At 48.5% G+C, this 23,050-nt stretch carries 22 protein-coding genes; 4 read left to right on the top strand and 18 right to left on the bottom strand.

Annotated elements, in window-relative coordinates:
* Positions 1-390 precede the first annotated feature (390 nt).
* The 10 genes from AC3WTP_RS00905 to AC3WTP_RS00860 all read right to left on the bottom strand — a co-directional run bounded on the left by AC3WTP_RS00905 (position 391) and on the right by AC3WTP_RS00860 (position 11,666).
* Positions 391-657, bottom strand: coding sequence for a hypothetical protein (locus tag AC3WTP_RS00905; RefSeq protein ID WP_492392697.1), 267 nt, complete (start codon positions 655-657; stop codon positions 391-393).
* A gap of 62 nt (positions 658-719) precedes the next feature.
* Positions 720-1,718 carry a phosphotransferase enzyme family protein gene (locus AC3WTP_RS00900; protein WP_492392696.1) on the bottom strand — a complete coding sequence of 333 codons (999 nt, stop codon included), beginning with the start codon at positions 1,716-1,718 and terminating at the stop codon, positions 720-722.
* A 170-nt stretch (positions 1,719-1,888) separates the two neighbouring features.
* Positions 1,889-2,596 carry a DNA alkylation repair protein gene (locus AC3WTP_RS00895; RefSeq protein WP_492392695.1) on the bottom strand — a complete coding sequence of 236 codons (708 nt, stop codon included), beginning with the start codon at positions 2,594-2,596 and terminating at the stop codon, positions 1,889-1,891.
* Positions 2,597-2,666: 70 nt separating this feature from the next.
* On the bottom strand, positions 2,667-3,272 hold the full coding sequence (locus tag AC3WTP_RS00890; protein WP_492392694.1) for an SdpI family protein: 606 nt from the start codon (positions 3,270-3,272) through the stop codon (positions 2,667-2,669).
* A gap of 13 nt (positions 3,273-3,285) precedes the next feature.
* Entirely contained in the window at positions 3,286-3,546 is a 261-nt protein-coding gene (locus AC3WTP_RS00885; RefSeq protein WP_458569409.1) for an autorepressor SdpR family transcription factor, read from the bottom strand.
* A 136-nt stretch (positions 3,547-3,682) separates the two neighbouring features.
* Positions 3,683-7,303 carry an S-layer homology domain-containing protein gene (locus AC3WTP_RS00880; protein ID WP_492392693.1) on the bottom strand — a complete coding sequence of 1,207 codons (3,621 nt, stop codon included), beginning with the start codon at positions 7,301-7,303 and terminating at the stop codon, positions 3,683-3,685.
* A 577-nt stretch (positions 7,304-7,880) separates the two neighbouring features.
* On the bottom strand, positions 7,881-8,708 hold the full coding sequence (locus AC3WTP_RS00875; RefSeq protein WP_492392692.1) for a ZIP family metal transporter: 828 nt from the start codon (positions 8,706-8,708) through the stop codon (positions 7,881-7,883).
* A 172-nt stretch (positions 8,709-8,880) separates the two neighbouring features.
* Positions 8,881-9,633, bottom strand: a complete 753-nt coding sequence (gene pyrH, locus AC3WTP_RS00870; RefSeq protein ID WP_492392691.1) for a UMP kinase — start codon at positions 9,631-9,633, stop codon at positions 8,881-8,883.
* Positions 9,634-10,107: 474 nt separating this feature from the next.
* Positions 10,108-10,719, bottom strand: a complete 612-nt coding sequence (locus AC3WTP_RS00865; protein WP_492392950.1) for an alpha/beta hydrolase — start codon at positions 10,717-10,719, stop codon at positions 10,108-10,110.
* The gene (locus tag AC3WTP_RS00860; protein WP_492392690.1) at positions 10,719-11,666 is read right to left on the bottom strand and encodes a ring-cleaving dioxygenase; all 948 of its coding nucleotides are present in this window, start codon (positions 11,664-11,666) and stop codon (positions 10,719-10,721) included. Before AC3WTP_RS00860 ends, AC3WTP_RS00865 begins: the two co-directional genes overlap by 1 nt.
* 150 nt (positions 11,667-11,816) lie before the next feature.
* On the opposite strand from AC3WTP_RS00860, the gene AC3WTP_RS00855 reads away from it, so the two are divergent.
* Positions 11,817-11,939: a hypothetical protein gene (locus tag AC3WTP_RS00855; protein WP_492392689.1), complete on the top strand. Its 123-nt coding sequence runs from the start codon at positions 11,817-11,819 to the stop codon at positions 11,937-11,939.
* A gap of 9 nt (positions 11,940-11,948) precedes the next feature.
* Here the strand turns inward: AC3WTP_RS00855 and AC3WTP_RS00850 are convergent, their stop codons facing one another.
* On the bottom strand, positions 11,949-12,434 hold the full coding sequence (locus AC3WTP_RS00850) for a hypothetical protein (RefSeq protein ID WP_492392688.1): 486 nt from the start codon (positions 12,432-12,434) through the stop codon (positions 11,949-11,951).
* A 279-nt stretch (positions 12,435-12,713) separates the two neighbouring features.
* On the opposite strand from AC3WTP_RS00850, the gene AC3WTP_RS00845 reads away from it, so the two are divergent.
* Positions 12,714-13,997, top strand: a complete 1,284-nt coding sequence (locus tag AC3WTP_RS00845) for a histidine--tRNA ligase (protein WP_492392687.1) — start codon at positions 12,714-12,716, stop codon at positions 13,995-13,997.
* Between the two features lie 88 nt (positions 13,998-14,085).
* On the opposite strand, the gene AC3WTP_RS00840 is transcribed toward AC3WTP_RS00845, so the two are convergent.
* The 4 genes from AC3WTP_RS00840 to AC3WTP_RS00825 form a co-directional block, all read right to left on the bottom strand.
* Entirely contained in the window at positions 14,086-15,060 is a 975-nt protein-coding gene (locus AC3WTP_RS00840; protein ID WP_492392686.1) for an aldo/keto reductase, read from the bottom strand.
* Between the two features lie 98 nt (positions 15,061-15,158).
* Positions 15,159-16,079 carry a DMT family transporter gene (locus AC3WTP_RS00835; RefSeq protein ID WP_492392685.1) on the bottom strand — a complete coding sequence of 307 codons (921 nt, stop codon included), beginning with the start codon at positions 16,077-16,079 and terminating at the stop codon, positions 15,159-15,161.
* Positions 16,080-16,253: 174 nt separating this feature from the next.
* Entirely contained in the window at positions 16,254-16,997 is a 744-nt protein-coding gene (locus AC3WTP_RS00830; RefSeq protein ID WP_492392949.1) for a MerR family transcriptional regulator, read from the bottom strand.
* Between the two features lie 90 nt (positions 16,998-17,087).
* A complete protein-coding gene (locus AC3WTP_RS00825; protein ID WP_492392684.1) occupies positions 17,088-17,729 on the bottom strand; it encodes a TVP38/TMEM64 family protein in 642 nt (213 codons plus the stop codon).
* Between the two features lie 226 nt (positions 17,730-17,955).
* Here AC3WTP_RS00825 and AC3WTP_RS00820 point away from each other — a divergent pair, with 226 nt between their 5' ends.
* Positions 17,956-18,492, top strand: a complete 537-nt coding sequence (locus tag AC3WTP_RS00820) for a CueP family metal-binding protein (protein ID WP_492392683.1) — start codon at positions 17,956-17,958, stop codon at positions 18,490-18,492.
* Between the two features lie 536 nt (positions 18,493-19,028).
* Here AC3WTP_RS00820 and AC3WTP_RS00815 read toward each other — a convergent pair.
* Both AC3WTP_RS00815 and AC3WTP_RS00810 read right to left on the bottom strand, forming a co-directional pair.
* Positions 19,029-19,325, bottom strand: coding sequence for a DUF6509 family protein (locus tag AC3WTP_RS00815; protein WP_492392682.1), 297 nt, complete (start codon positions 19,323-19,325; stop codon positions 19,029-19,031).
* Between the two features lie 152 nt (positions 19,326-19,477).
* Positions 19,478-20,545, bottom strand: a complete 1,068-nt coding sequence (locus AC3WTP_RS00810) for a branched-chain amino acid aminotransferase (RefSeq protein WP_492392681.1) — start codon at positions 20,543-20,545, stop codon at positions 19,478-19,480.
* Between the two features lie 125 nt (positions 20,546-20,670).
* On the opposite strand from AC3WTP_RS00810, the gene AC3WTP_RS00805 reads away from it, so the two are divergent.
* Entirely contained in the window at positions 20,671-21,582 is a 912-nt protein-coding gene (locus tag AC3WTP_RS00805) for a LysR family transcriptional regulator (protein ID WP_492392680.1), read from the top strand.
* 236 nt (positions 21,583-21,818) lie between these two features.
* Here the strand turns inward: AC3WTP_RS00805 and AC3WTP_RS00800 are convergent, their stop codons facing one another.
* Positions 21,819-22,991 carry a GNAT family N-acetyltransferase gene (locus tag AC3WTP_RS00800; protein ID WP_492392679.1) on the bottom strand — a complete coding sequence of 391 codons (1,173 nt, stop codon included), beginning with the start codon at positions 22,989-22,991 and terminating at the stop codon, positions 21,819-21,821.
* Between the last annotated feature and the right edge of the window lie 59 nt (positions 22,992-23,050).

Genomic DNA, 23,050 nt, shown 5'->3' with positions numbered 1-23,050 from the left:
GAATGCTCCCGCGTCTAAGCTTGGGCTACATCCTCACATCTATTACCATATATTAATTAAAGCACATACCTCGGATGGACTAATATGTAGGCGTAGATATTGGCGGCACGAAGAGCTCAGAATGATCAACTATGTTGTATAAAGTGCAACATAATGAGCTGCTACTGATCTAATTCCATCGTATTGTTGTACAGAATACAACAATGTCCAGCAATTAACCACGAAATCAGGGGGATTAAGGGCATTTTGTTGTATAACGTACAACATAATGCCTATTATCGCGGATCATTGCAAGTATTGTTGTATTCCGTACAACATTTTGCCGATTACATGGCAATTCATCCTGCTGGATCAGTTGTGGGCTTGTCGTATAGATTACTTTTGGTTTGTTCATTTCTTTGACGGGGGAGTCCTTCCTTCGCCGTCGGCCGTCGGCTGCTGTTGCAGCCGTATCTCCTTAACCCGCTGCTCGTACCGCTCGCGGATCTTCGGTATTGCCTCCTCGCGTGCCCTTTGGATCCTCTCACCTGCTAGACGATCGAGCTTCACTTTCTGCTCCGGACTGACCTTGTACACATTCGTCGTTATGACTTCAGTTGTTTCTAACACCGTTTTCGCTTTTTCCAGAGCCTTTTTCTCTTTGTCCAAGTTCGACATGCTCCCCCGCCTCCGTGCAAAACTAAAGTTGTGAGAGTTAGCTTATTGGCTGACGTGCTAGTTTACAGCTGCAGCTCCATACAAGGCACGCCATTATCGATGTCCTGCAGATTGTGCTTCAGCCATGCTTTTTGCATGGGGTTGCCGTTACCCGACTCCTGACATTCAGCATACATCAGCAGGCACAGCTCCAAACGCCGCTTCTCCACGAAGAGCGGCAGCTGCTTCAACCATTTCGCATCTAACTGGTACTCACGGTTGTATCCAATCATAAAGGACGCAAGCAGTTCATTCGCCAGCTTCGATACACGCGCATTCTCATACTCAGGCGTTCTCCACGCGCCAAATACCGCTCCATAATACACCGCCATCGCGATATCCTGCACGAAGTAATCATACCCGCAATCGTCAAAATCAAACGCGATCATGTTGCCCTCATGCACATAAAAGTTGCCATGGTGCAGATCTCGATGACATAGCCCGTATGCGCCCGCTTCATGCGGGAGGGCGTTAATCTCCTTATCTACCTCTTGCAATCTATCGTATATCTTATGCTCTTCTGGGCCGAAGCTCGACGTATTGAATCCAAGAACATCCTGATGCGGTCTTGCTGTCATGTCCGCAGGCAGGCTGTATTCTTGCGCCAATGCATGCATCTTCCCTGTAATCTCGCCCCACTGCTCGAATAGCTTCGGCCCCCAATCCTCGTGGTTACAATCGATATGACCGCCTGCCGCTTTCTCGAACATCGTTAAGATGAAGATGCCATCCTCACTCTCCAGCGTCTCTATTAGCTGCCCCGATGGGAAGGCTACTGGCCTTGCAATGCGAACACCGTGCTGCGCAAGATAATCTATAAAGTGCATCTCGGAAGCCATCAGTTCTACCGTGCGATGAAAGCTGTGCCCTACCCGCAGAATGAGATCCTGCCCTCCCTGCTGGAAGCTGTATACGACATTTTCAAAGCCTCCACAGTGAATAATCGATTCTTTCTCAACACCGATACGCTGCGCGGCCTGCGCTAGCAACTCCTCATTGAACTGCAGCTGCCAGTTTGGCATTCTATTTCCTCCTCTATCTTGTGCATCCTTGAAATGGTCCGTTTAGTCAATCGTATCCATGCCCCGTATTGTTATATTCTGCATACCGCTCTTCATTACCTTCACATAGAAAAAAGGGAGTCTACCCGCATCATAGTCGGATAAGCTCCCCTTCGTTAAGTATTGCATTTTTAGCATATGCACGTCTTCTTCTTCATGCCTAGCTTGCCTGCCGCTTCAACCTTATGAATATAATCTACCGCTAATGGCACTTTACATGCCGTCCTGCCGACATCAACATGCACCTTGCCTATAACATCTCCCACTCTCAATGCCTCCTCGTGCAGGTCTATAACAGACGCTCCAACCATGATGACAAATGAATTCATCGTATACCGCACTCGATTCGGCTGATCATGAATCGCAGTCTCCACTTGATGCAGAAGCGCTCTGATCTCTTCTATATCCAACTGGCTGTCTGGAGTGAGCGAGATATAATTCGCATACGTCGACCAACCGCAAGTCGCTGTCATTTCCTCATCAGACTGTATCCATTCCCGCGCCAGCTCTAATCCGTACGGACTCTCAGCCGCAACGCCCGCTACGGTCGTCTCCGCGATCATATACCAATTCGCCTTGCTTACCCAGTCCTGCAGCTGCTCTTTGGACATCTGCTTAGGATTGATGGCAAGTCCCGCCAGATACATGGCATCACTATTGCCAGAATGATAGAGAGCTAGAACGAGCTCCTGGTCTTTCTTCACTTCTCGAACAAGCTTCTTCAAATCTCCTATTTTCACACCAAATAGCGGCTCCATCGCACCATGTCTAAGAAATGTCTGCTTCGTCTGTTCCGTGCCGAGCGCTTCAAGCTTGCTCATAACCTCATCATAATTCATCGTAACCCTCCTCGTTTCATGTCTCTCCTTATATAGCCGATTTCATACAACTAATCTGACCGTTGTTGGATTAAACGTTTAAACCCTTGGATTTTCTATAGAAAAACCATAAGGAGTACAGGCCGGGAATAAGAATCCACGTTAAAATGCTAGTTGCCGTTACCTTCTCAACAGGGAAGAAGAAGGCTGTTACAAACATCGCGATAGCGATCGGAAATGACGTGTACCCTACCAGCTTGTGCGCAATTCTCCACGTATCTTCGTCCCGTATCGTCCATGGGAGTCTTAATCCTAGATTGCGATTAAAAGGAATCTTCGGTGCAGCATTGCCAAATGCCATCATAAACACTGCAACTAAACCTACCACGATAAGTTCATTCGTTCTTGCGGAAAAGACGTCCTCAAGCGGTTCCAGCACCATGAATATAAATACCAATGCAACTGTGCTTAGCGTAAGTCTGTTTAGGTTGCGCATCGTCTTCACTTTCGGATTATCTGGGGACAGCTTAGCGATCCGAGGGGCTTGAATATCGAATATAACTAAAGCTATAATCACTGCCGCCCCGATAATGGCATTGGTCACATTGCCATCCGGCACGAAGATCCCCACAGCTAAGATCAGTATGGAAATGATAATAAAAAATAGGCTTGTAAAGGTAATATCAGACTTTCTCATCTCTAATTCCTCCCTACTTATTATTAAATAGGCTCAAGAAGCCTCCTAAAACATCCTGCAGCACCGTTGTGTTAATGGAGTAGATCACATACTGCCCCTTCTTCTCCGAGCTTACCAATTCCGCTTCCCTCAATATATCTAAGTGCTTGGAAATAGACGGCTTGGACATATTAAAATGATCGGATATCTCACCGGCGCTCATATCTCGGGTATGCAGCAGCTGCAATATGGATCTGCGCGTCTCATCGCTTAAAGCTTTAAAAGCTTTATGCATAGGGTAGCTCCTTTCTGTTTGTTGCGAAGTTATTTAGCTAATTAGTTAAATATATTATAGATGTCGATGATGGAAAATGCAATAGAGAAAGGGTTACCCTTATGGATAACCCCATTGCAAACTATAAACGTTCTGCTTATCTATGATCCAGCATTCGCAGAATCATCACTACAGCCTCCGCTCGGGTTGCATTATTATGCGCCTGCAAGCGGCCATTGCTTCCTTCCACTATGCCTTCGCGTCTCAGCGTCTCCGCCATTGCCTTGACCCAAGCCGGTATAGAGGCGTCATCATCGAAGCCCGTCTTCTTTACATTCAGCGGCTCGATACCCATCGTGCGGCCAATGATGGCCGTCATCTCCGCACGGCTGATCGACGCATTCGGGCGGAAGCTTCCGTCTTCGTACCCCGTCACGATCCCCAGCCTCACCGCTTGGGAGACCGCCTTCTCCGCCCAGGCCTTAATCTTCGCCTGATCCGTAAAGGTGATGCTGGATTCCGACGTATTCAGATCCAATGCGTTCATAACCATGACGACGAACTCGGCACGCGATACAGAAGCATTCGGTCGGAATCTTCCGTCTGGATCTCCTTTCACGATTCCCATCTCAGCAGCGCGAATAATGGCATCCTTGGCCCAATGTCTTGCGATGTCCGTGAAGGATATCGGATTGTTGCCATTTCCGTTGCCGCTTCCATTATCACTTCCGCTTCCTTTGCCTCTACCGATGACCGCGAATATGGCAGAAGATCCGATATTGCCGACGTCAATCGTTATCCGACTGCCGTTGACCGTGCTGTTCTTCTCTACCCATCTCTTGTTCGCTTTATCGTAGAAGTACACGCCAGGATCGCTATTCCGGCTTAACTTCGAACGGTCGTAGGACATCGAGATCGTGATCGGCTCCAAGAACTTGTTGGAGTGATTCTTCTCCAGCTGATAGACCGGACTTAACAGCACATAGCCGCTGTCCAGCGGTTTATCCTGTCCGCTTACCTGGTCCAAGTACATACACAGCGGCATATCTATAGCATCTGCAGGTACTTTAACTGTGATCAGATCCGCAATACTCAATTCCCCCGCTTTCCATGCGGGTAAGCGAAGGGTGTAGGACTTAGGGTCACACCATGGTGCTGTTATCGGCTCGGATATGTTGCGGATATCCACCTGCTTCACATTTTCATTGCCTGCTGCGTCCTTCACATATACCGTATACGTGCCGTTAGAGGTTACTCTGAACTTCGCGGTCGATGTAATATCCGTTCCGTTCTCAACAAAGTATGCTGCATTGCGCTCTCCCGCAGCCCACTTGATCTTCGAGATGGCGTTGCCCACACCGTGCACAGTTGCAGACACGGTGACATCAACCGAACCCGCATTAGATGTCTGCGGATAGCTAGACGTTGCAATCGTCGGCTTCGTTAACAAGATATTGACGATCTCTATCATCTTAACGGTGCCATTGCCTGCTGAATCTTTGGCATAGATCGTATATGTGTCGCTCTCTGACACGGTAAATTTCTTAGCTGCCGTCATATCTGTGCCTTTGCCCGCAAAATAGGCTTCATCGCGCTTTCCTACGGCCCATTTTAACGATACGATCGTATTATCTGCTCCCTGAGCGTTGGCAGTTACAATCACTTCAACCGGTTTATTGGTCAGTGTAGATGGCAGCAGTGTAGTCGTGATCGTCGGCTTCGAGGCAAGTATATTCTTCACTTCGACTGTGCTTATGGCTGCATTGCCCGCTTTATCTATAGCATAAACGGTATAAGTGCCATTCTTGGATACAGCGAATTTCTTGGTCGAAGTGATCTCTGTGCCTCCTTCCGCAAAGTAGGCTGCGTCACGTTTGTCTGGTGCCCATTTGATCAGAGCAATGGTATTACCTTCTCCCTGAGCGTTGGCCGTTACAGTTACTTCTACTGGCTTGTTAGTTGATGTTGATGGTGTGAGTGTGGTGGTTATCGTTGGCTTCGAGGCTAAGATGTTGCTGACTTCGACCTCGCTAACAGCTTCATTGCCTACCTTATCCTTGGTGTAGACGGTATATGTGCCATTCTTGGATACGGTAAATTTCTTGGTCGAAGTGATCTCCGTGCCTCCGTCCGCGAAGTAGGCTGCATCGCGTTTGTCTGCTGCCCATTTGATCAGAAGAATCGTATTGTCTTCTCCTTGTGCATTCGCTGTGACGCTTACTTGTACGGGTTGATTGGTGGATTCAGATGGTGTGAGTGTGGTGGTTATCGTTGGCTTCGAGGCTAAAATGTTGCTGACTTCGACTTGGCTGACGGTTTCATTGCCTGCCTTATCCTTGGCGTAGACGGTATATGTGCCGTTCTTGGATACGGTAAATTTCTTGGCTGAAGTGATCTCCGTGCCTTCATCCGCGAAGTAGGCTGCGTCGCGTTTGTCTGCCGCCCATTTTAACAAGATGATCGAATTGCCCTTTCCTTGAGAGCTTGCCTTCACGTTCACTTGCACCGGACCGGCCGTCGGCGTATCTGGAGTGACACTTAATGTGATCTTCGGCGCCGCATTCAGTCCGTATTCATAGGCTCCCATATCCACAACGTCGTTGACGATCCGTGGCGAGCCGTTCAAGTCTGTCACGATCTTCGACAGGTTCGGAGTCTGCCCGGACTCATATATGATGTTCGAGCCCTTATCAATCGCTGGGGATACCGCCTTCAGCTGGTAGTTTCCAGCCCCTTGGAACAGCGGATCGGAATCTAGATTGTCGCCTTCATTTTTGCCGAGAGATGCAGCCAGCTTGCCATCCGCTTTAGAGTCCTGAACTAAGCTATGGGAGATAAGAGACTTTCCTTTATCGTTGTGTATGCTTCCTTCCGCCGGATCTTGATTGCCCCAAACGATACTGTTGCGCAGCTTCAGAACCGCAGCCTTGGCATTATAGATTCCGCCGCCAGACTTCTGTCCTTCATTGCCGCTTATCGTCACGTTGGTCATGACTGCATCCGAATCCGCCGCATTAAACACACCGCCGCCGCGCTGTGCCTTATTATTAATAATAAGGACATTCGTCATCGTCGTTCGGCTCTGCGAACTATTATGGATCCCGCCGCCTGATTCGGCACTGTTGTTGCTAATCGTGATGTTGGTGAGCACTGGACTGCCGTCATTACTCATGGCCCCGCCGTTCACAGCCTTGTTCCGGTCAAATGTCACGTTGGTCAGCGTCGGACTGCTCTCGGAGTTCAGCATCCCCCCGCCAGCTTGATGCCACCCATCCGCATTCCCGCCTGTGATGGTTACACCATCTAGGACAGCCGTGTTGTTGAGGCCGTTGTTTACAAATACATTGTAAACATTGTTATCCAGCTTTCCATCCTTGTCGATATCGCCGCTGATGATCGTTTCATTCTTCTTGAATTGACGATTAGCGAGAATATCGGATATAGACGATGACTGCACATTCTCAGTGCCTTCGAATCCGCCGCGAATGGCGACCCCATTCATCATCTTAAAATGCATTCTGCGAACATCATCGGCTGACATATTGCCGCTCGGCATATAGGTTCCCTGTGCAATCCAAACTTCGGTCTTGCCTTCCTTGCCTGCTTCCGTCAGCGCTTGATGCAAGTCCGTGTACGCATGAGTCCAACTGCTGCCGTCATTATTGCCAGCGGCATCCGCTTTTACGTAGATAATGCTTCCGCCTTCCGCCGCATGAACTGATATTCCCCCTATCAGCAAGGCAAACATCAGACTAAGCCATAAGAGCCTTTTCTTCACCCATTTAGCACCCCCCCCGTTTTTTCCATTCACTGTAAATGACGTAACTTATATACAATAGTTGCGGTCATAAACAAACTATTGCTACATTTTGTATACTTTGCGAGTGGAAATGGGGGCTGAGGGGCGTGCGTGCCGCGGGGGCCTGATCGCTGTAACGGGGTTTTTACCCGTTACAGCAAGCGCGGGGCGCCACTTGCGGCGCCGTTACGGGGAATTTCCCGCTTACAGGCATCCAACGGCGCGCCTCGCGGGGGCCCCGACCGCGTTAACGGGGTTTTTACCCGTTACAGCGTGCGCAGAGCGCTCCTTTGGGTGCCGTAACGGGGTATTTCCCGCTTACAGGCATCCAACGGCGCCCGGCGCGGGGACCTCGATCGCGTTAACGGGGTTTTTACCCGTTACAGCATGCGCGGGGCGCTACTCCGGGTTCCGTTACGGGGAATTTCCCGCTTAGGGGCATCGAACAGCGCGCCTCGCGGGGGCGCTAAGACAAATAAAAACACCTCCAAGCTGGGCGAATATCTTACAATACTCGCATTCTCAACTTAAAGGTGTTTACCCCTGTCTCACAAACTTATCCCAACGCGACATCAAGCACCATCATTACGGTGAATCCAAGAATGCAGCCAATTGTAGCTAAGTCAGCGCTGGAATTCTTCCCATCCCGATTGCTGGACTGCGCTTCGGGAATCAACTCTTCCACCACGACAAAGATCATCGCGCCTGCAGCAAAGGCCAGTGCATAAGGCAGTATGCCTTGCACGTAGATAACGAGCGCAGCACCGAGAACACCTGCGATCGGCTCTACAATACCAGATGCTTGCCCATACATAAAGCTCTTCGTTCTAGATAAGCCTTCACGTCTCAACGGAATTGAAACGGCGGCCCCTTCCGGAAAGTTCTGAATTCCGATACCGATCGCTACAGCTAGAGCTGCCGAGGTCGTGCCTCCATTCAGATCATTCGCCGCTGCGCCGAAAGCGACACCAACTGCAAGACCCTCCGGAATGTTGTGAAGTGTAATAGAGAGCACGAGCAGAATACTCCGCCGCAATCTCGTAGGCACCCCTTCGCTTTCCCCATGCCCAGCGTTCAAATGCATATGTGGAATCAGCTTATCGGCAAACCATAAAAATGCCGCGCCGCTTAGAAAACCGATTGCTGCGATGAGCCAAGCTGGTATCGCTCTGCCTTCAGCCATCTCGATAGCTGGAGCTAGCAGCGACCAGAAGCTCGCGGCGATCATGACTCCTGCCGCAAAGCCGAGCATCGTGTTGAGCACCTTCTGATTAATCTCTTTGAAGAAGAACACGAGTGACGCTCCAAGCGCAGTGAGGCCCCAGGTCCCCAAAGTGGCAATCAAGGCAAGTAGAATCGGATTCTGTACATCTAACCACTCCATCGCCATAACCTCTTACATTTTGGGCAGATGCCCTTCTGATAGTAGTAACCCTTTATTTAGACTATATACCGATCATTGGGATTGTCAATTCTTTATTGTGAAGTCATGTACTTGCTTGAAACGCATAGATTGACAGCCCTGCGCACAGGGCAAGATGCTCTTTCCCTGCATCTCAGCTCCCCAGCTCGTTCTCAAGCTCCAGCACGGAGTCACTACATATGATCGTACCGTTATTTTTCCCATTGCATATCTCTTTCATGGAACCTGGCTTATCGAAATTGAATACGTGAATCGGCAAGCTATAATCCCTTGCCAGTATAAAGGCGGACTGATCCATCACCTTCAAGTTATATCGGATGACATCATTATAGTGCAGCGACCTATATTTCACAGCATCCTGATTATATTTCGGGTCGGCATTAAGCACTCCGTCCACACCCTGCTTCGCAACTAACAGCGCATCGCAATTCACCTCAATCGCTCGCTGCACGGAAGGGTAATCCGTCGTTACGTATGGCTGCCCATTTCCCCCTGCAAATATAACGATATAACCTTTCTCTAGATGGTGGATGGCCTTCAAGCGAATATAAGGCTCAGCTACGGAACTGATCGGTATAGCGGTCATAACTCGGACTTCCTTATTCGTCATCGCCTTTAGAACACCGCGCAGCATCAAGCTATTAATGACTGTGGCAAGTGTGCCAATATTATCGGCCTCCGCACGCTCGATGCCCCAGCTCTCCGCCATATTGCCGCGAAATATGTTCCCTCCCCCTATGACGAGACAAACTTCCACTCCCATGTTGACCACAGACATAATCTCGTTAGCGATGTGATCCAGTTTATCCGGCTCGAAGCCGAAATCGTTCGCACCTGCTACCGCGCCGCCGCTCAGCTTGATGAGCACTCGCTTATACCTTGTCAATTCTCGCACCCCCAGATTAAATAAAAAACACTAAAGCTATAAACGCTTTAGTGTTTCAATGGAATGCGAATATAAGATAGCCAGCGTGTACTTCTTACGCTTCAATCTCATATTCTCACTCCCTCCATTTGTATGCATCCCATTTATTGTATTCACATTAGGCTGAAAATACAATACACCAAGGCAATTTTATCATTTAGATTTTGGATTGCCTATCCATACCGCTGGAAGCGGACACACGGGACGTTATTTGTGACTTAAACCGTCAGATTGCCGTACTCGCGGACCGTAGAGCCGTTATTTGAATGGAAACAGCATAAAATCGATCATTTTACAGCAAATAACGGCTTCTGTGTCCGCAAAACTCCAAAAAGGCCTCGTTTTTTGCATAATAGCGTCTCCTGTGTCCGCTTGAACTACTGAGCCAATGAGCGATTGAACAACTTAGCGAGCTAGGCTGACTATACCAATCGTCTATTTAGCAAAATACTGCTCATACCAAGCTGCCGCTGCAGTTACTTCGGTGAATGTGAGCTGGTGTCCAGCTCGTTCCCAATGGATCTGAACAGCAGCGCCGGCTCCTGTGAGCAGCGCAGCCAGCTCCTCTGTTTCTTGAGCCGTACAGATCGGATCATTGACGCCTGCGCCGATAAAGCATGGTGTACCTGATAGATCAGGAAGCGTTACACCGCGGCGCGGCACCATCGGGTGATGGAGTATAGCCCCCTTTAAAGAGCCCGGATGATGGAACAGGAGACTTCCCGCGATATTCGCGCCGTTGGAGTAACCCACCGCGACAAAGCTGCTGCGGTCCAAGTCATAATCCGCCGCTGCCTGGTCCAGAAATTCATTTAGCTCCTTCGTGCGAAATACGAGATCTTCCTCGTCAAACACACCCTCCGCTAAGCGGCGAAAGAATCGCCGCATCCCCCGCTCCAGCACATTGCCTCTAACACTTAGCACGGCAGACGTTGGCGAAATCTCTTTCGCTAATGGCAGCAAGTCGTATTCATTGCCGCCCGTGCCATGGAATAGTACGAGAGTCGGAGCAAGCGGATCCGTTCCCTTCTGAAATACATGCTTCATCATTTATCTTCCTCCAATATCCGCACTTCAATCGGCGGTAAATTCGCTATAATCTGTGGTCGGTATTCCTCATACCACGCTGGCAGCTTCAGCTCTTGACCGAGCGCTTCTGGCTGCTCGTCGCGGGCAAAGCCCGGCGGGTCTGTCGCGATCTCAAACAAGATTCCGCCTACTTCACGGAAATAGATCGCATTAAAATATTGTCGATCCGCTACAGGCGTTGGATACAATCCGCTGTTCTCTACATGCTCTCTCCATAACGCATGTTCTTCATCATTCCTAGCGCGCCAGGCAATATGGTGCACAGTACCTGCACCGCTAATTCCTCTTGCTGCTGGTGATAAGTTGACATCGATGATATTGCCTAAGTCCCCCGAAGCTTTGAATCGCGCGTAACCATTTTCCTCGGCAATCTTCTCAAGGCCCAGAACTTGTGCCAACGCACGTTCAGTCTGTTCTGGAGCCAGGCTATAGAGTACAGCTCCGCCAAATCCTTTAATAGCCTTATCTGCCGGAACGCCGCCATATGACCAACCGCTAAACGCTCCTTCTTCACGCTCCACGAGCTCAAGCTGCAGACCGTCCACATCCTCGAATCGCAGAACCGTTTCGGAGAATCTCTCACTTCTTACGACTGGAATATGGAACTTAGCCAGCCGTTCCTGCCAGAAATCAAGCGCGCCCAGGGGCACAGCATACGTCGTAATTCCGACCTGCCCACCGCCTACGCGACCTCTTCGGGACTCAGCCCATGGAAAGAACGTAATGATCGTCCCAGGACTCCCCAGTTCATCGCCAAAATACAAGTGATACACCTCAGGAGCATCAAAGTTAATCGTCTTCTTAACCAATCTTAGTCCAAGTACACCTGCATAAAAATCAACATTAGCCTGCGCGTCGCGTACAAAAGCTGTGATATGGTGAATACCTGCCGTTGGTTTAAGCATGATGTTTCACTCCTTGGATGATACGTTTAATGTATGATAAATTCTTTGTTTTATATATCTCGATTTCAAGATACTTTAAATCAGTCTGTTTGTCAAGCTAGAAGGCCTTTCCCTCACTCCGAATAGCATGAATAAGAGAAGGCCTTCTAGATGAATAGACATGATGATCATACAGCTGCGGCTGCAGGGCAGATCGTATGCTGCAGAGATACAGTCTCTGCTGGTGTAATCGGCTTATCTGATTCAGCCCTCCTCATCAGCACAACTCGCTAAATATCGACATCAGTTGTCCGCTGATCCCAACTTTAGAGCTCGTTCCATATAAGCGATTAACTCCTGCTCCCCTTCTATTCCTTCTGTGCTGAGCGATGACCATATCCATGTGATGGACGCTCCAAGCAGTGTACAGATCAGAGCCATTAATAGAATGAAATGAAAAGGGATTCCAGAGGACAAGCTTGCCAATGTGACGATAACCACCGAGCTTGCAAATAAGCCTAATACTGAAAATATGTCCGTTAGCCCCTTGTACGTGCGAAAGGATACGATCGTCTTGCCTTGCTTCGTCTTAATTCTCCCTACTGCCTTGTTAAAGATCGTGTTATTCCTCCTGATCTCGCCGTTTCGATATGATAGGCTGAATAAACTGAATCGGGTCCATCCCTTTACATGCTCCATGCCATATTGGAGCGAGACAAAGTCTACATTCTCTTTAATAAAAGATATACATTCCTGTTTGGTATAGCCTGAAGTGTAAGTTCGTTTCATGTTATCCCCCTATCTATCCGATCTAAAGATAAGATTTGCACATTTACTTCGTTTTGGCTATAATCAATCCAATTAGCTGAAGGGGGCGTACGATATGTACACCAGCAATATAATCATGTCCCAACTTCATCATCACAAGCGGCGTTAGCACACCTGAACGATTCAGGGTGGGCTAACGCTATTCGCGTTGGCCTCCCTGCAGCATACATGGCGCGCAGGACCAAGAGGTCCTGCGCGTTTTTTATTTTACCCCGACTATATGGAGAGGAATGAGCTGACATGCAAAATGTAAAAGGAACCTACGATTACTTCGGTAAAGAACAGGCGCTGCGCAAGCAAGTGCAGTTTGTGCTTCGGAACATGTTTGAGCTGTATGATTACGACGAGATGGACTCGACGATCTTAAATGAGCAGGACCTACTGACCTCCAAATACACAGGCGGCGATGAGATTGTGAAGGAGATGTACCAATTCAGCGATCAAGGCAATCGGAGCCTCGGGCTTCGATATGATCTGACGATTCCCTTTGCGAAAGTCATCGCATTGAATCCGGGAATTGAATTTCCATTTAGAAGATATGAGATCGGCAAGGTGTTTCGTGATGGCCCTGTCAAGCGCGGACGGCTGCGAGAATTTTTACAGTGTGATGCGGATGTAGTTGGAATTGCAGGCCCCGAAGCTGAAGCCGAGCTGATGCAGCTTGCCGTTGAAGCCTTTCGCCAGCTAGACATAGCTATTGTACTGAAGTGGAACAATCGGCGCTTTCTCGGTGAAGTGTTAGAGCGTATTGGAGTCCTCAAGCAAGATCTATTATCCGTAATGCTGACACTCGATAAGATCGCGAAGATCGGGAGCAGCGGCGTCATGGCGGAATTGCGCGATAAAGGTCTGGAAGATGCCGTCACGAACGCTGTGATGGAGCTGATACAGATGGATAACCCAACATTTGAACGGATATGTGAGAAATATGATCTACAAAATAACCCCAGTACTCTAGAGGTCACTGCGCTTATGGAGCTGATTCAAGACATTGGACTGGAACAAGTCTGTATATTCGACCCCTTCCTATCTCGCGGATTGTCCTTCTACACAGGCACGGTCTATGAAATATTCGATGCTGCCAACAATTTCACTTCGAGCTTGGGCGGCGGCGGACGGTACGATGCCATCATCGGCCAATTGGTTGGGCGGGAAGATATCCAATATCCGACTGTGGGGCTGTCCTTCGGGATGGAGTCGATCATGGAAATGCTTGAGGGGCGTCAGATCGAGACGGCTCAAGCCGCAGTGGTCATCATCCCTATCGGAAACACGCTTTCCAGCGTGTTGAACGCAGCCACTCAGCTGCGCAAGAACGGGATTCGTGTCTCCTGCGACACTAGCGGCCGCAAGCTGAAGAAGTCGCTGGCCTCCGTATCTGCGAAGGGGATACCATTTGTCATCTTAATAGGCGAGGATGAAGCTGCTCAAGGTATGGTACAGGTAAAGGACATGTCTCAGAATACGGCGTACACCGTTACGATAGAAGAGGCTATCCAGTTCATATCGAAGTGTAAAATTTAAGCTCCACATAAATTAGAGCTCTTGACAGTGGATAATGAGTACCCGTCGGCTACCAAGAGCTCATGATCAATCGAGAATGCTGGATTTCCTAAGGTAAACGATACACCGCAAACGGCTCTCCTTGTCGGAAAGGTTCGCTGATCGTCTCTAGTTCACGCATGAGGTCGGCGCCGATCTGAATAGATACGCTCTTCAGATTAGCCTCCAGCTGATCCACACGAGTCGCACCCACGATGACTGAAGACACGACAGGCTGATGCATGAGCCATGCCAATGACAAGGCACTGGAGGTGCAGCCATTGTCCTCCGCCAGCTTATTCACCTGTTGACCGAGTGAGATCGTTCTATCATTAATGAATCGATTGAAGTTCGGATCTGTTTCCGCTCTAGAACCTTCTGGGGCACTGCCAATCTCAAGATATTTGCCGCTCAATATGCCGCCTGCCAACGGAAAATACGGAATAATGCTGACGCCCTGATCCAGACACATCGGAATCAATTCCCGCTCCGGTGTTCGATCCGCGAGTGAATAGCAGGTCTGTGAGGATACGTATCGATTCCAGCCATGCCGATCACTGATGCCAAGCGCCTTCATAAACTCCCACGCCGCATAATTGGATGCGCCTATATATCTTACTTTTCCCGAAGTCACCATATCTTCAAGAGCTCGAAGCGTCTCCTCAAGCGGTGTGTAGGGATCAAAGGTATGTATCTGGTACAGATCGACATAATCGGTCTTTAACCGCTTCAAGCTCTGCTCCAGCTCTTGCTGCAAATGATAGCGCGAAGAACCGCGCTCGTTCGGCCCCTTCCCTGTAGGCAGACCAGCCTTTGTGGCCAATACGACTTGATGGCGTTTACCCGCCAGCGCCTCGCCAATGATTCGCTCCGATTCGGTTCCGGCGTAGATATTCGCTGTATCGATGAAGTTGATCCCATGTTCGATAGCATGATGAATGATCTGGATCGAGGTTTCTTGATCCGCTCGTTTACCGAATGCATTGGTACCCAGTCCTAATGCGGATACTTCCAATCCGCTGCTCCCAAGACGGCGATAATTCACATGCAACAACTCCCCTGCAAAGTTTATGTAAGTTGGATATCTCACTACAGTTAATGTCAGCCATATGTTAGCTGCGGCTATATGATAAACAGTGTACTTTACTTGTATACCTGTGTAAATGTCGCCTCGGGTGCTCGTTTGGTCATACGACTTGTTTGATCCGAGATGAATACTCCAGCTACGATCAGGAGGCCTCCCAGCAAGGCATAAACTGTGATCGTCTCTTCCAGAATCATGGCAGAGGTCAGCATCGTGATGAGCGGCACTAAGTATATGAAATTGTTCGCCTTCACTGCGCCAATCTTCCATATCACCTTGTTCCACAGCAAGAAGCAGACCGAAGAGGCTATGATACTTAGGAACAACAAGTTAGCGATAATCCTGCCGTCATATAGAACGGTTAGATCCCACCGGAAATCCGTAACGAACACCGCAGGCAGCATCGTCACGATGGAATAGAAAAATATTTTGCGTGTAATGTAGATGCCATTATATCGAGTACCGATTCTCTTAATTAATACGGAGTACATCGCCCATGAAGCAGCGCCTGCAATAGCCAGCATGTCTCCAAGAGGATTAAGCTTCAGCACGAAATGACCGTTGAAGATGACGAGGAACACACCGAGTATCGCAACGATAAATCCGAAGACCAAGCCTTTATTGAGCTTCTCGCTTCTAGTAAAGAAGTGAGCCATGATGGCCGTCAGCATCGGTGCGGTAGCGACAAGCAAGCCTACGTTAGAAGCAGTCGTATATTTCAAGGCATAATTCTCTGATAAGAAATATAAGGTTCCTCCAAATATACCTGCTCCGATAAAGAGAAGCTCCTCTCTAAAGCCACCCAGCTTATGAAACTTAGGATAGACTACGAACAGAACCGCATAGGCTATCAAATAGCGATAGAACATAATCTCAACAGGGCTTAAACTTTGAAGCAGCACTTTGGTAGATACATAGGTCGTACTCCATACGGTGATGACGAGCAGAGCGATAACGTAATATAGGGTCTTGTGCTTCATATGACTAACCTCCGTGATACATGTGGACGAGGAATAATATTCCTAATTTTTTCTATCATACTCTATTCATCATTTTAACGTAAGGCAGTACGTGAGCTAGTACTGGCTTTTTTCCTCATCTACAGCAAAAAAGGGCTGTAACCAGCCCTCTCTTACATTCCAACTCATTCGCTATTATCGGTTATTATCTGCGTACACAGCCATTGCATCGCACATGAATCGGGCTAGGCCTTCACCGAACTGATCGATATTTTTCGTAAAGCGCTCGTCAGCGACGTACATCTGACCCAATCCCTTAAACGCATCGAGTGAATAGTTGCCCATCTTGTTTAATAGGTCGTACCATTCTTTGATCGCTGCTTGTGAAGCTTCCGCTTCAGGCGCACCATGGCGCAGAGCCGCGAGCTTCGTATATAGCTCATTGAAGGCGGCTGTGAACTCGCTCTGCTCACTCTTGGACATCTTGCCAATCTTGGCGTTCGATTCGTCAACCGCTTGATCCCCCCAGCGTTCACGCGCTTCTTGTTCGTATGGATTGTGGCTGAAGTCAAAGCCTTCGAATTTTTCTTTGTTAGACATCTGAATTTCTCCTTTCGTATGTTGAATCGTCTTATCAATCGTCGTGATCATCTGATCCAGATGGCGACGCTTATCCAGCAGCATCTCCCGATGCAACAGAAGCGCCTCCTGTCGATCGAACGTGGGACTGCTGACAATCTGCTTAATCTTCTTCAAAGGGAATCCTAGCTCTCGAAAAAATAAAATCTGCTGCAGCAGCTCGAGATTATCATCGGAGTAGAGGCGGTAGCCTGATTCCGTTGTCTCTTCCGGAACTAACAACCCAATCTCATCATAATGGTGCAGTGTGCGCACACTGATTCCCACTAAGTCAGCTACTTCCTTCACTTTCAATGTGATCCAGCCTCCCTTCAACATTTACTATAAAGTATCACGTAACGTGAGAGTCAATACATCGTTTTGAAAAATGTTGGAGCCGTTTGGTGTGCTCTATATCGTCTCCAGCTTGTCCTTGTTTGACGCCTGACTGCGTTTCCAGAGCTGATGCAAGCTTAACGTCACAGCAAGAAATACAGCATAAGTACCGATCGTGATCATACTATTTCTCGGGTTGGTCATCAGGTTATCCCCGACCAAAGCAAACAGCAGCATCAACGGAACCTTGCCGATTAAGGAAGCGATGGCGTATGACGTGAAGGAAACACGGCTCAATGCGGAATATGTGTTAATCATAATGGAAGGAATGAAGGGAAGGAGTCGGGAGAACAGGATCGTCACGAACGCATTTTTTTCGAATAATACCGTTACATTGCCTATGCTCTTGTGACTGTACAGAATCTTGGCGCCCCATTCCTGATATCCATAGCGAACAAATAGGAACATGAAGAGCGAAGCAGCCGCTGAACCCAACCAGATGATGAAAGCACCTAACGCAGGACCGTATGCGGCCCCGATTACTCCGCCGACTAGAGGATAGGGAACGATCGGAAATGACGCCAGCAACGTCGCGATCGCGATCACGAGAAACATGTGATTCGATTCCTGAATCCAGGATAAGATAACGTCTCCGTACACGTATATTAGATAGGCGACACCTATATAGATGATTGCTAGGCTTATTTTCTTGAACATATACCGTCTCCCGCAAAAGTATACATCCATATTACCATACCATAAAGCGTCTAATCTCTTAGTTAACAGACGTATTATGATTACGCAACAGCGTACAATTACTGTTAATAGTAGATGTGAGATTATATATTTAAAATTTATAGGATTGCATGCTATTATTCGACTAGCGGGGAAATGATTGAACATGAATGGAATCAACTATTATTCAACAAGGCAGGGATAATTGATGAAAAAGCTAATCATTGGAGTTGCTGGGGTTGTTGTCGTTGCGCTTGGGGCTTATTTGTTTACAGCAGCTGATGAACAAGCAGGAACAAGCAGAGTCGCTTCAAGTGACATTAAGCAGATGGTACAGGACTTCAGCTCAGGCAATAGTACAGCCAAAACGGCTTCTATTACATCCAAGCAACTCAAGGTACTTCAAGAAGATTCGAAAGAAACGACCTATGCTTTGCCTGATGATGAATTTTTCGTTTCTATCGCTCCATACGTAAATGAAACGCACCCTTGTGCGATCCACAACTTGGTCTCTTGCCGTGGTGAAATGGCGAACCAACAATTCGATGTGTATATTGAAGACGCTGACGGAAATGTGGTACTAGATCAAACGATCCAATCTCAGCCCAATGGATTTATTGATCTATGGATCCCGCGCGATAAAGAACTCAAAGTAAAGATCACCCATAATGGAAAAACGTCGGAATCGGAAATTTCAACATTTGAACAGGATAATACTTGCATCACGACGATGCAGCTTGCATAACCATTCGCAACAGCATACGTCCAGCATGACGTGTCCAAGCCCATACCTCGCTTCTTCGAGGCATGGGCTATCTTCTTAGTTACGCCGTACAAGAAATGCGCCACGAGCTCGTGCCCCTTTCGAGTCGGCGCAGCTTGGTAAATGAGATAACGGGAATTTAGCCAGTTACAGAGCGAGAATCCATGTCGTGAGACACGATAACGGGTAATTACCGTCTTACAGGAGCATGACTGCGTGTCGTTGCGGCTTGGTAAATGAGATAACGGGGATATATCCAGTTACAGAGCGAAATTCCATGTCGTGAGGCGCCATAACGGGGAATAACCGTCTTACAGAAGCATGGCTGCGAGTCGGCGCAGCTCGGAAGGTGAGTTAAAGGGGTTTTTATTAATTTTCCAATGCACGATCTTTCACACATAATAAATAGCCGCCACCCTGCCGCACAGAGCAGCAAAGCAGCGACTTCGTCAGCCATACTTCAATATTTCAGCGGAATGCCTCTCTAACGACCAGCTAACCAGCGCCAGCCACCCAAGCTAAGCCCTCTTCTCCGGTAAATGCTCCTTGCAGAAAGCAACCACAGCCTCTTCCTCTTCCGGCTCCATATCGAAATCAAGGTATTGATTCGTCGATCTCTCATAGATATCGTACTTTGCAATGCGCGATACTTCACCATCCACCATGAAGATCGCTCTTATAAATACGCCGTGCTCCGAGTATAACTCATCGTCCTCTGGCACATCCAGATCAAGTACAAACTCATAGCGCTCACCGGATAAGATTCCGAATGGATCTCTTATGGGTTCAACGCTGTATTCTTTAATGTTCAGCATATTCTCATCCCTTCCGTCACTTTATGTATTATTATACACCTTAACCATTCAAGCCCTATCTTATAAAATGAAAAGCCAGCCCCTCTCACTGCAACTGCGCGAAAGGAGCCAGCTCAATACACAGAATCTGCTATAACGATCTACATGCTCGATTATACTTGAACCGTCCAGCCGAATGAATCCTCGACCTTGCCGCTCTGAATACCCGTCACCGCATCATACAGCTTCTTGGACACCTCGCCCGTCGAGCCTCCGCCAATGACAAGCTTCTCGTCATGGTAGTACAGCTCGCCAACCGGCGAGATCACAGCCGCCGTCCCTGTGCCGAACGCTTCTTCAAGCGTACCGTTATGCTGCGCTTCGACCAGCTCATCAATCGATATTCTGCGCTCTTCAACAGGGATGTTCCAATGCTTCAGCAATTGGATAACCGAATCTCTCGTAATACCTGCCAGGATGCTTCCGTTCAGCTCAGGCGTGATCACCTTGCCGCTAATCTTGAAGAACACGTTCATGCTGCCTACTTCTTCAATATATTTGCGGTGAACGCCGTCTAGCCAGAGCACCTGCGAATAGCCCTTCTCCGAAGCTTCCTCCTGCGCCTTCAAGCCTGCAGCATAGTTGCCTGCAGTCTTCGCATTGCCGACACCGCCCTTAACCGCGCGGACATATTCCGACTCAACATGAATCGAGACAGGATTAATGCCTTCTGCATAGTAGGACCCTACTGGCGACAGAATGATCATGAACTTGTACTGGCGGGAAGGCGCTACGCCAAGCGCAGGCTCAGTCGCCACGATGAACGGACGAATATAGAGGGATGTGCCTGTAGCAGACGGAATCCACTCTTGATCAACCTCAACCAGCTGCTTCAACCCATCCAATACCAGCTGCTCATCCAGCTGAGGAATGCTTAGGCGGTTGTTGGAAAGATTGAGACGCTTGAAATTCTGCTGTGGACGGAACAACAAGACACGTCCATCCTCTGTACGATAAGCCTTCAACCCTTCGAATACACTCTGACCATAGTGGAAGATCTTAGCCGCAGGATCAACCGATATCGGTTGATAAGGTACGATTCGCGGATGATGCCAGCCTTCACCAGCATCATAGTCCATAATAAACATATGATCAGTGTAGTACTTACCGAAACCGAGCTTGTCTGCATCCGGCTTCTGCTTCTTGTTTGTTGAAAGCTCAACTGTAATTTGCTGCGTCATCTTGAACACCTTTCCTTTGCCTGTAAATTTATTAATTGAATCATAGCAAATTCCTTAATATATTTAAAATATCTGTTTTATATTATAAACATATATCTAAGGTATTATTGAGGTGAACATATCGGATGGATATGCGACAACTCCGTTATTTTCTCACGGTTGCTCATGAAGGACAAGTTACAAGCGCGGCCAAGCTATTAAATATGGAGCAGCCTCCGCTTAGCCGCCAGCTGAAGCTGATGGAGCAAGAGCTCGGTGTAAGCCTGTTCGACCGAAGCGGCAAACGGCTGAAGCTCACGCACGCTGGTGAATTATTGCGTCAAAGGGCTGAAGCCCTCTTATTACAGTTTAACGAAACGATCAAAGAAGTCAAAGAGCTGGATGAAGGTATACATGGCGTTCTGGCTATAGGATCGGTCGTTTCCTGCATTTCTCTCCTGCCGCAGGCCATTAAGCAGTTCCAAGAGAAGTACCCTCAGGTTACGTATAAGATACAAGAAGGCGACCACTTTCTTCTTAGCGAGCAGATGGAGCAGCGCAAGATCGAATTAATCGTCACTCGACTTCCGTTCGAAGCCACGGTTAATGCAGAGCGTTATTCGATCCTTAGACTGCCGTCCGACCCTTTCGTCGCTCTGCTTCCAAGTCAGTGGAGTTCGGTTCCCGACCAGCAATCGATGAGCATTCATGAACTGGCACAGTATCCTTTCCTATCTTTGAAGACCGACCTAACCAAGTGGATGCACGAAAAAGTGATGCGGGAGTTCAAGAAGCATGGCTTCGAGCCCCCCGTTCTGTGCGAATGCTCAAGCGTAGCGATCATCTTAGCGTTTGTAGCAGCAGGCATAGGCGCGACGATTTTGCCGAAGTCCGTGATGTCCTCCTTCTCACTGTCGAATATCAAGATGTACGATATCACGAACACCGACTTGGAATCCGAGGTAGGCCTTGTCTGGTTGAAGGATCGATATCTCTCTAAGAGCGCTCAGCATTTTATCGATACGTTTACGAGCTATTGTTCACCAACAACAAGTTGATCCCTAGAACGCCCGACAGCGTCCAACAGAGTCTAAGTAATTTACATTTTGTCCTATATCTCTATTTTACGCCTAATATGAAGATGGAGGCTAAGTATTTTTCGATCTTATGTGTGGATATGTGAAAATGGATTAGAAGGAGTACCGCCTGGAGAATAACGGCTCATGTACCCCGTTCAGAGGGGTACATGAGTTCCGTGGTGAGAGAAAAATTTTGCCGAGATGGCAGTGCTTGCTTAACAGCAGTCCAGCACCGGCGCGTATAGCGGCAGCGGGAACCAGCCCAGCGGGCATTGGCTCTGCACAGCGGACGGCATCCACTCAGAATACGTGCTGAGCGGAGAGAATAGGTATGCGATTGCTTCCCGCTTCGACATGGTCACATCCGCTGTAATATCCGCAGCATGCTCATCGTGGCGGTTCACGGTGATTTGGTTGCTGTTGACGATGATTTCCACCGTTTCACAGCCTTCTATACACAGCGTGAACTTGCCGTCTTGCAGCGTCGTGTAAGACGCCTTGCACTTCATAAACGCTTCAATAACAGCGGCAAAATTCAACACATTATAGCTTTGATGATGACCGACCGAATACATGTCGGACACATCGCCCAAGATCGCGAGCTTCTCCCGATCATAAGACGGCAGGGTGAAATGAAGCGAATTCAGCCCAAACTTAGCTGCCAACGCTTTACTTACCACTGGCAGGCTCGACTGCTCGAGCAGCTCAATCTCTTGGATAACTCCGCCCGTCTTCGACAAGGCCACATACCCCGCGAATGCTCCGTCGCGCAGGATAGCGTATGGACTTGAGTTCCAAGTCTGCAGGACCGTCACGAACTGCTCCTTGCTTCTGGCTCCACTCATGATGCCCTGCTCATACAACGCATATGCCGCGTCCAACCATGGAGACGCGTCGGTCAATGGCTCGAACTGTACCGCGCTGGCATCCAGCCCGCTGTACTTGTGACGAATATTATCGGCAGTCAACGTGAAGTCCAGCTTCACTCCTGCTGGCTCATAGCCGAAATATTCGTACCGCTGACGTTGTCCCCCCAAATTGCTAAAAGCATATCCCTGTGCCTTCATGTCGTCCAGCGCCATGGAGAGCAGCTTATTCATGTAGCCCTTGCCCCGCGTGCGCGGATGGGCGGACACTGTACCTACGCAGCCTGCTTTCAGCTCTATGCCTGCCACGTTAAAGGTTACGGGCAGTACGCAGACCATCGCTCTGATCTTGCCGTCCTCTTTCATCAGATAGTGATACTGCTGTGTATCCTGACCATCCCTATACAGCTTCGGAATCAACTGCGCGAAATTATGCGGGCCTGAGGAAGCACTGAAGATATAATCCGCAAATTCCACTATATCCAGAGCATCCTCTTGGGTGCCCCTAACGATCATTTCCATGCCTAACCCTCCATCCATATTATTCAGATATAGAAGCACAGTAAACCAAGGAAAAGGAA

The sequence above is a fragment of the Paenibacillus sp. EB106-04-04-XG159 genome, from assembly GCF_058791835.1.
The sequence above is the reverse complement of the archived record's forward strand: the minus strand, read 5'-3'. Positions and strand labels throughout refer to the sequence as shown.

Coding starts and splice junctions, on each gene's coding strand:
- AC3WTP_RS00800 (WP_492392679.1), bottom strand. CDS start 22,991: ATGGAAATGATCGTTAGGGGCACCCAAGAGGATGCTCTGGATATAGTG.
- AC3WTP_RS00895 (WP_492392695.1), bottom strand. CDS start 2,596: ATGAATTATGATGAGGTTATGAGCAAGCTTGAAGCGCTCGGCACGGAA.
- AC3WTP_RS00885 (WP_458569409.1), bottom strand. CDS start 3,546: ATGCATAAAGCTTTTAAAGCTTTAAGCGATGAGACGCGCAGATCCATA.
- AC3WTP_RS00815 (WP_492392682.1), bottom strand. CDS start 19,325: ATGCTGAACATTAAAGAATACAGCGTTGAACCCATAAGAGATCCATTC.
- AC3WTP_RS00835 (WP_492392685.1), bottom strand. CDS start 16,079: ATGAAGCACAAGACCCTATATTACGTTATCGCTCTGCTCGTCATCACC.
- AC3WTP_RS00845 (WP_492392687.1), top strand. CDS start 12,714: ATGCAAAATGTAAAAGGAACCTACGATTACTTCGGTAAAGAACAGGCG.
- AC3WTP_RS00810 (WP_492392681.1), bottom strand. CDS start 20,545: ATGACGCAGCAAATTACAGTTGAGCTTTCAACAAACAAGAAGCAGAAG.
- AC3WTP_RS00890 (WP_492392694.1), bottom strand. CDS start 3,272: ATGAGAAAGTCTGATATTACCTTTACAAGCCTATTTTTTATTATCATT.
- AC3WTP_RS00825 (WP_492392684.1), bottom strand. CDS start 17,729: ATGTTCAAGAAAATAAGCCTAGCAATCATCTATATAGGTGTCGCCTAT.
- AC3WTP_RS00865 (WP_492392950.1), bottom strand. CDS start 10,719: ATGAAGCATGTATTTCAGAAGGGAACGGATCCGCTTGCTCCGACTCTC.
- AC3WTP_RS00860 (WP_492392690.1), bottom strand. CDS start 11,666: ATGCTTAAACCAACGGCAGGTATTCACCATATCACAGCTTTTGTACGC.
- AC3WTP_RS00875 (WP_492392692.1), bottom strand. CDS start 8,708: ATGGAGTGGTTAGATGTACAGAATCCGATTCTACTTGCCTTGATTGCC.
- AC3WTP_RS00850 (WP_492392688.1), bottom strand. CDS start 12,434: ATGAAACGAACTTACACTTCAGGCTATACCAAACAGGAATGTATATCT.
- AC3WTP_RS00855 (WP_492392689.1), top strand. CDS start 11,817: ATGAATAGACATGATGATCATACAGCTGCGGCTGCAGGGCAGATCGTA.
- AC3WTP_RS00820 (WP_492392683.1), top strand. CDS start 17,956: ATGAAAAAGCTAATCATTGGAGTTGCTGGGGTTGTTGTCGTTGCGCTT.
- AC3WTP_RS00900 (WP_492392696.1), bottom strand. CDS start 1,718: ATGCCAAACTGGCAGCTGCAGTTCAATGAGGAGTTGCTAGCGCAGGCC.
- AC3WTP_RS00805 (WP_492392680.1), top strand. CDS start 20,671: ATGGATATGCGACAACTCCGTTATTTTCTCACGGTTGCTCATGAAGGA.
- AC3WTP_RS00905 (WP_492392697.1), bottom strand. CDS start 657: ATGTCGAACTTGGACAAAGAGAAAAAGGCTCTGGAAAAAGCGAAAACG.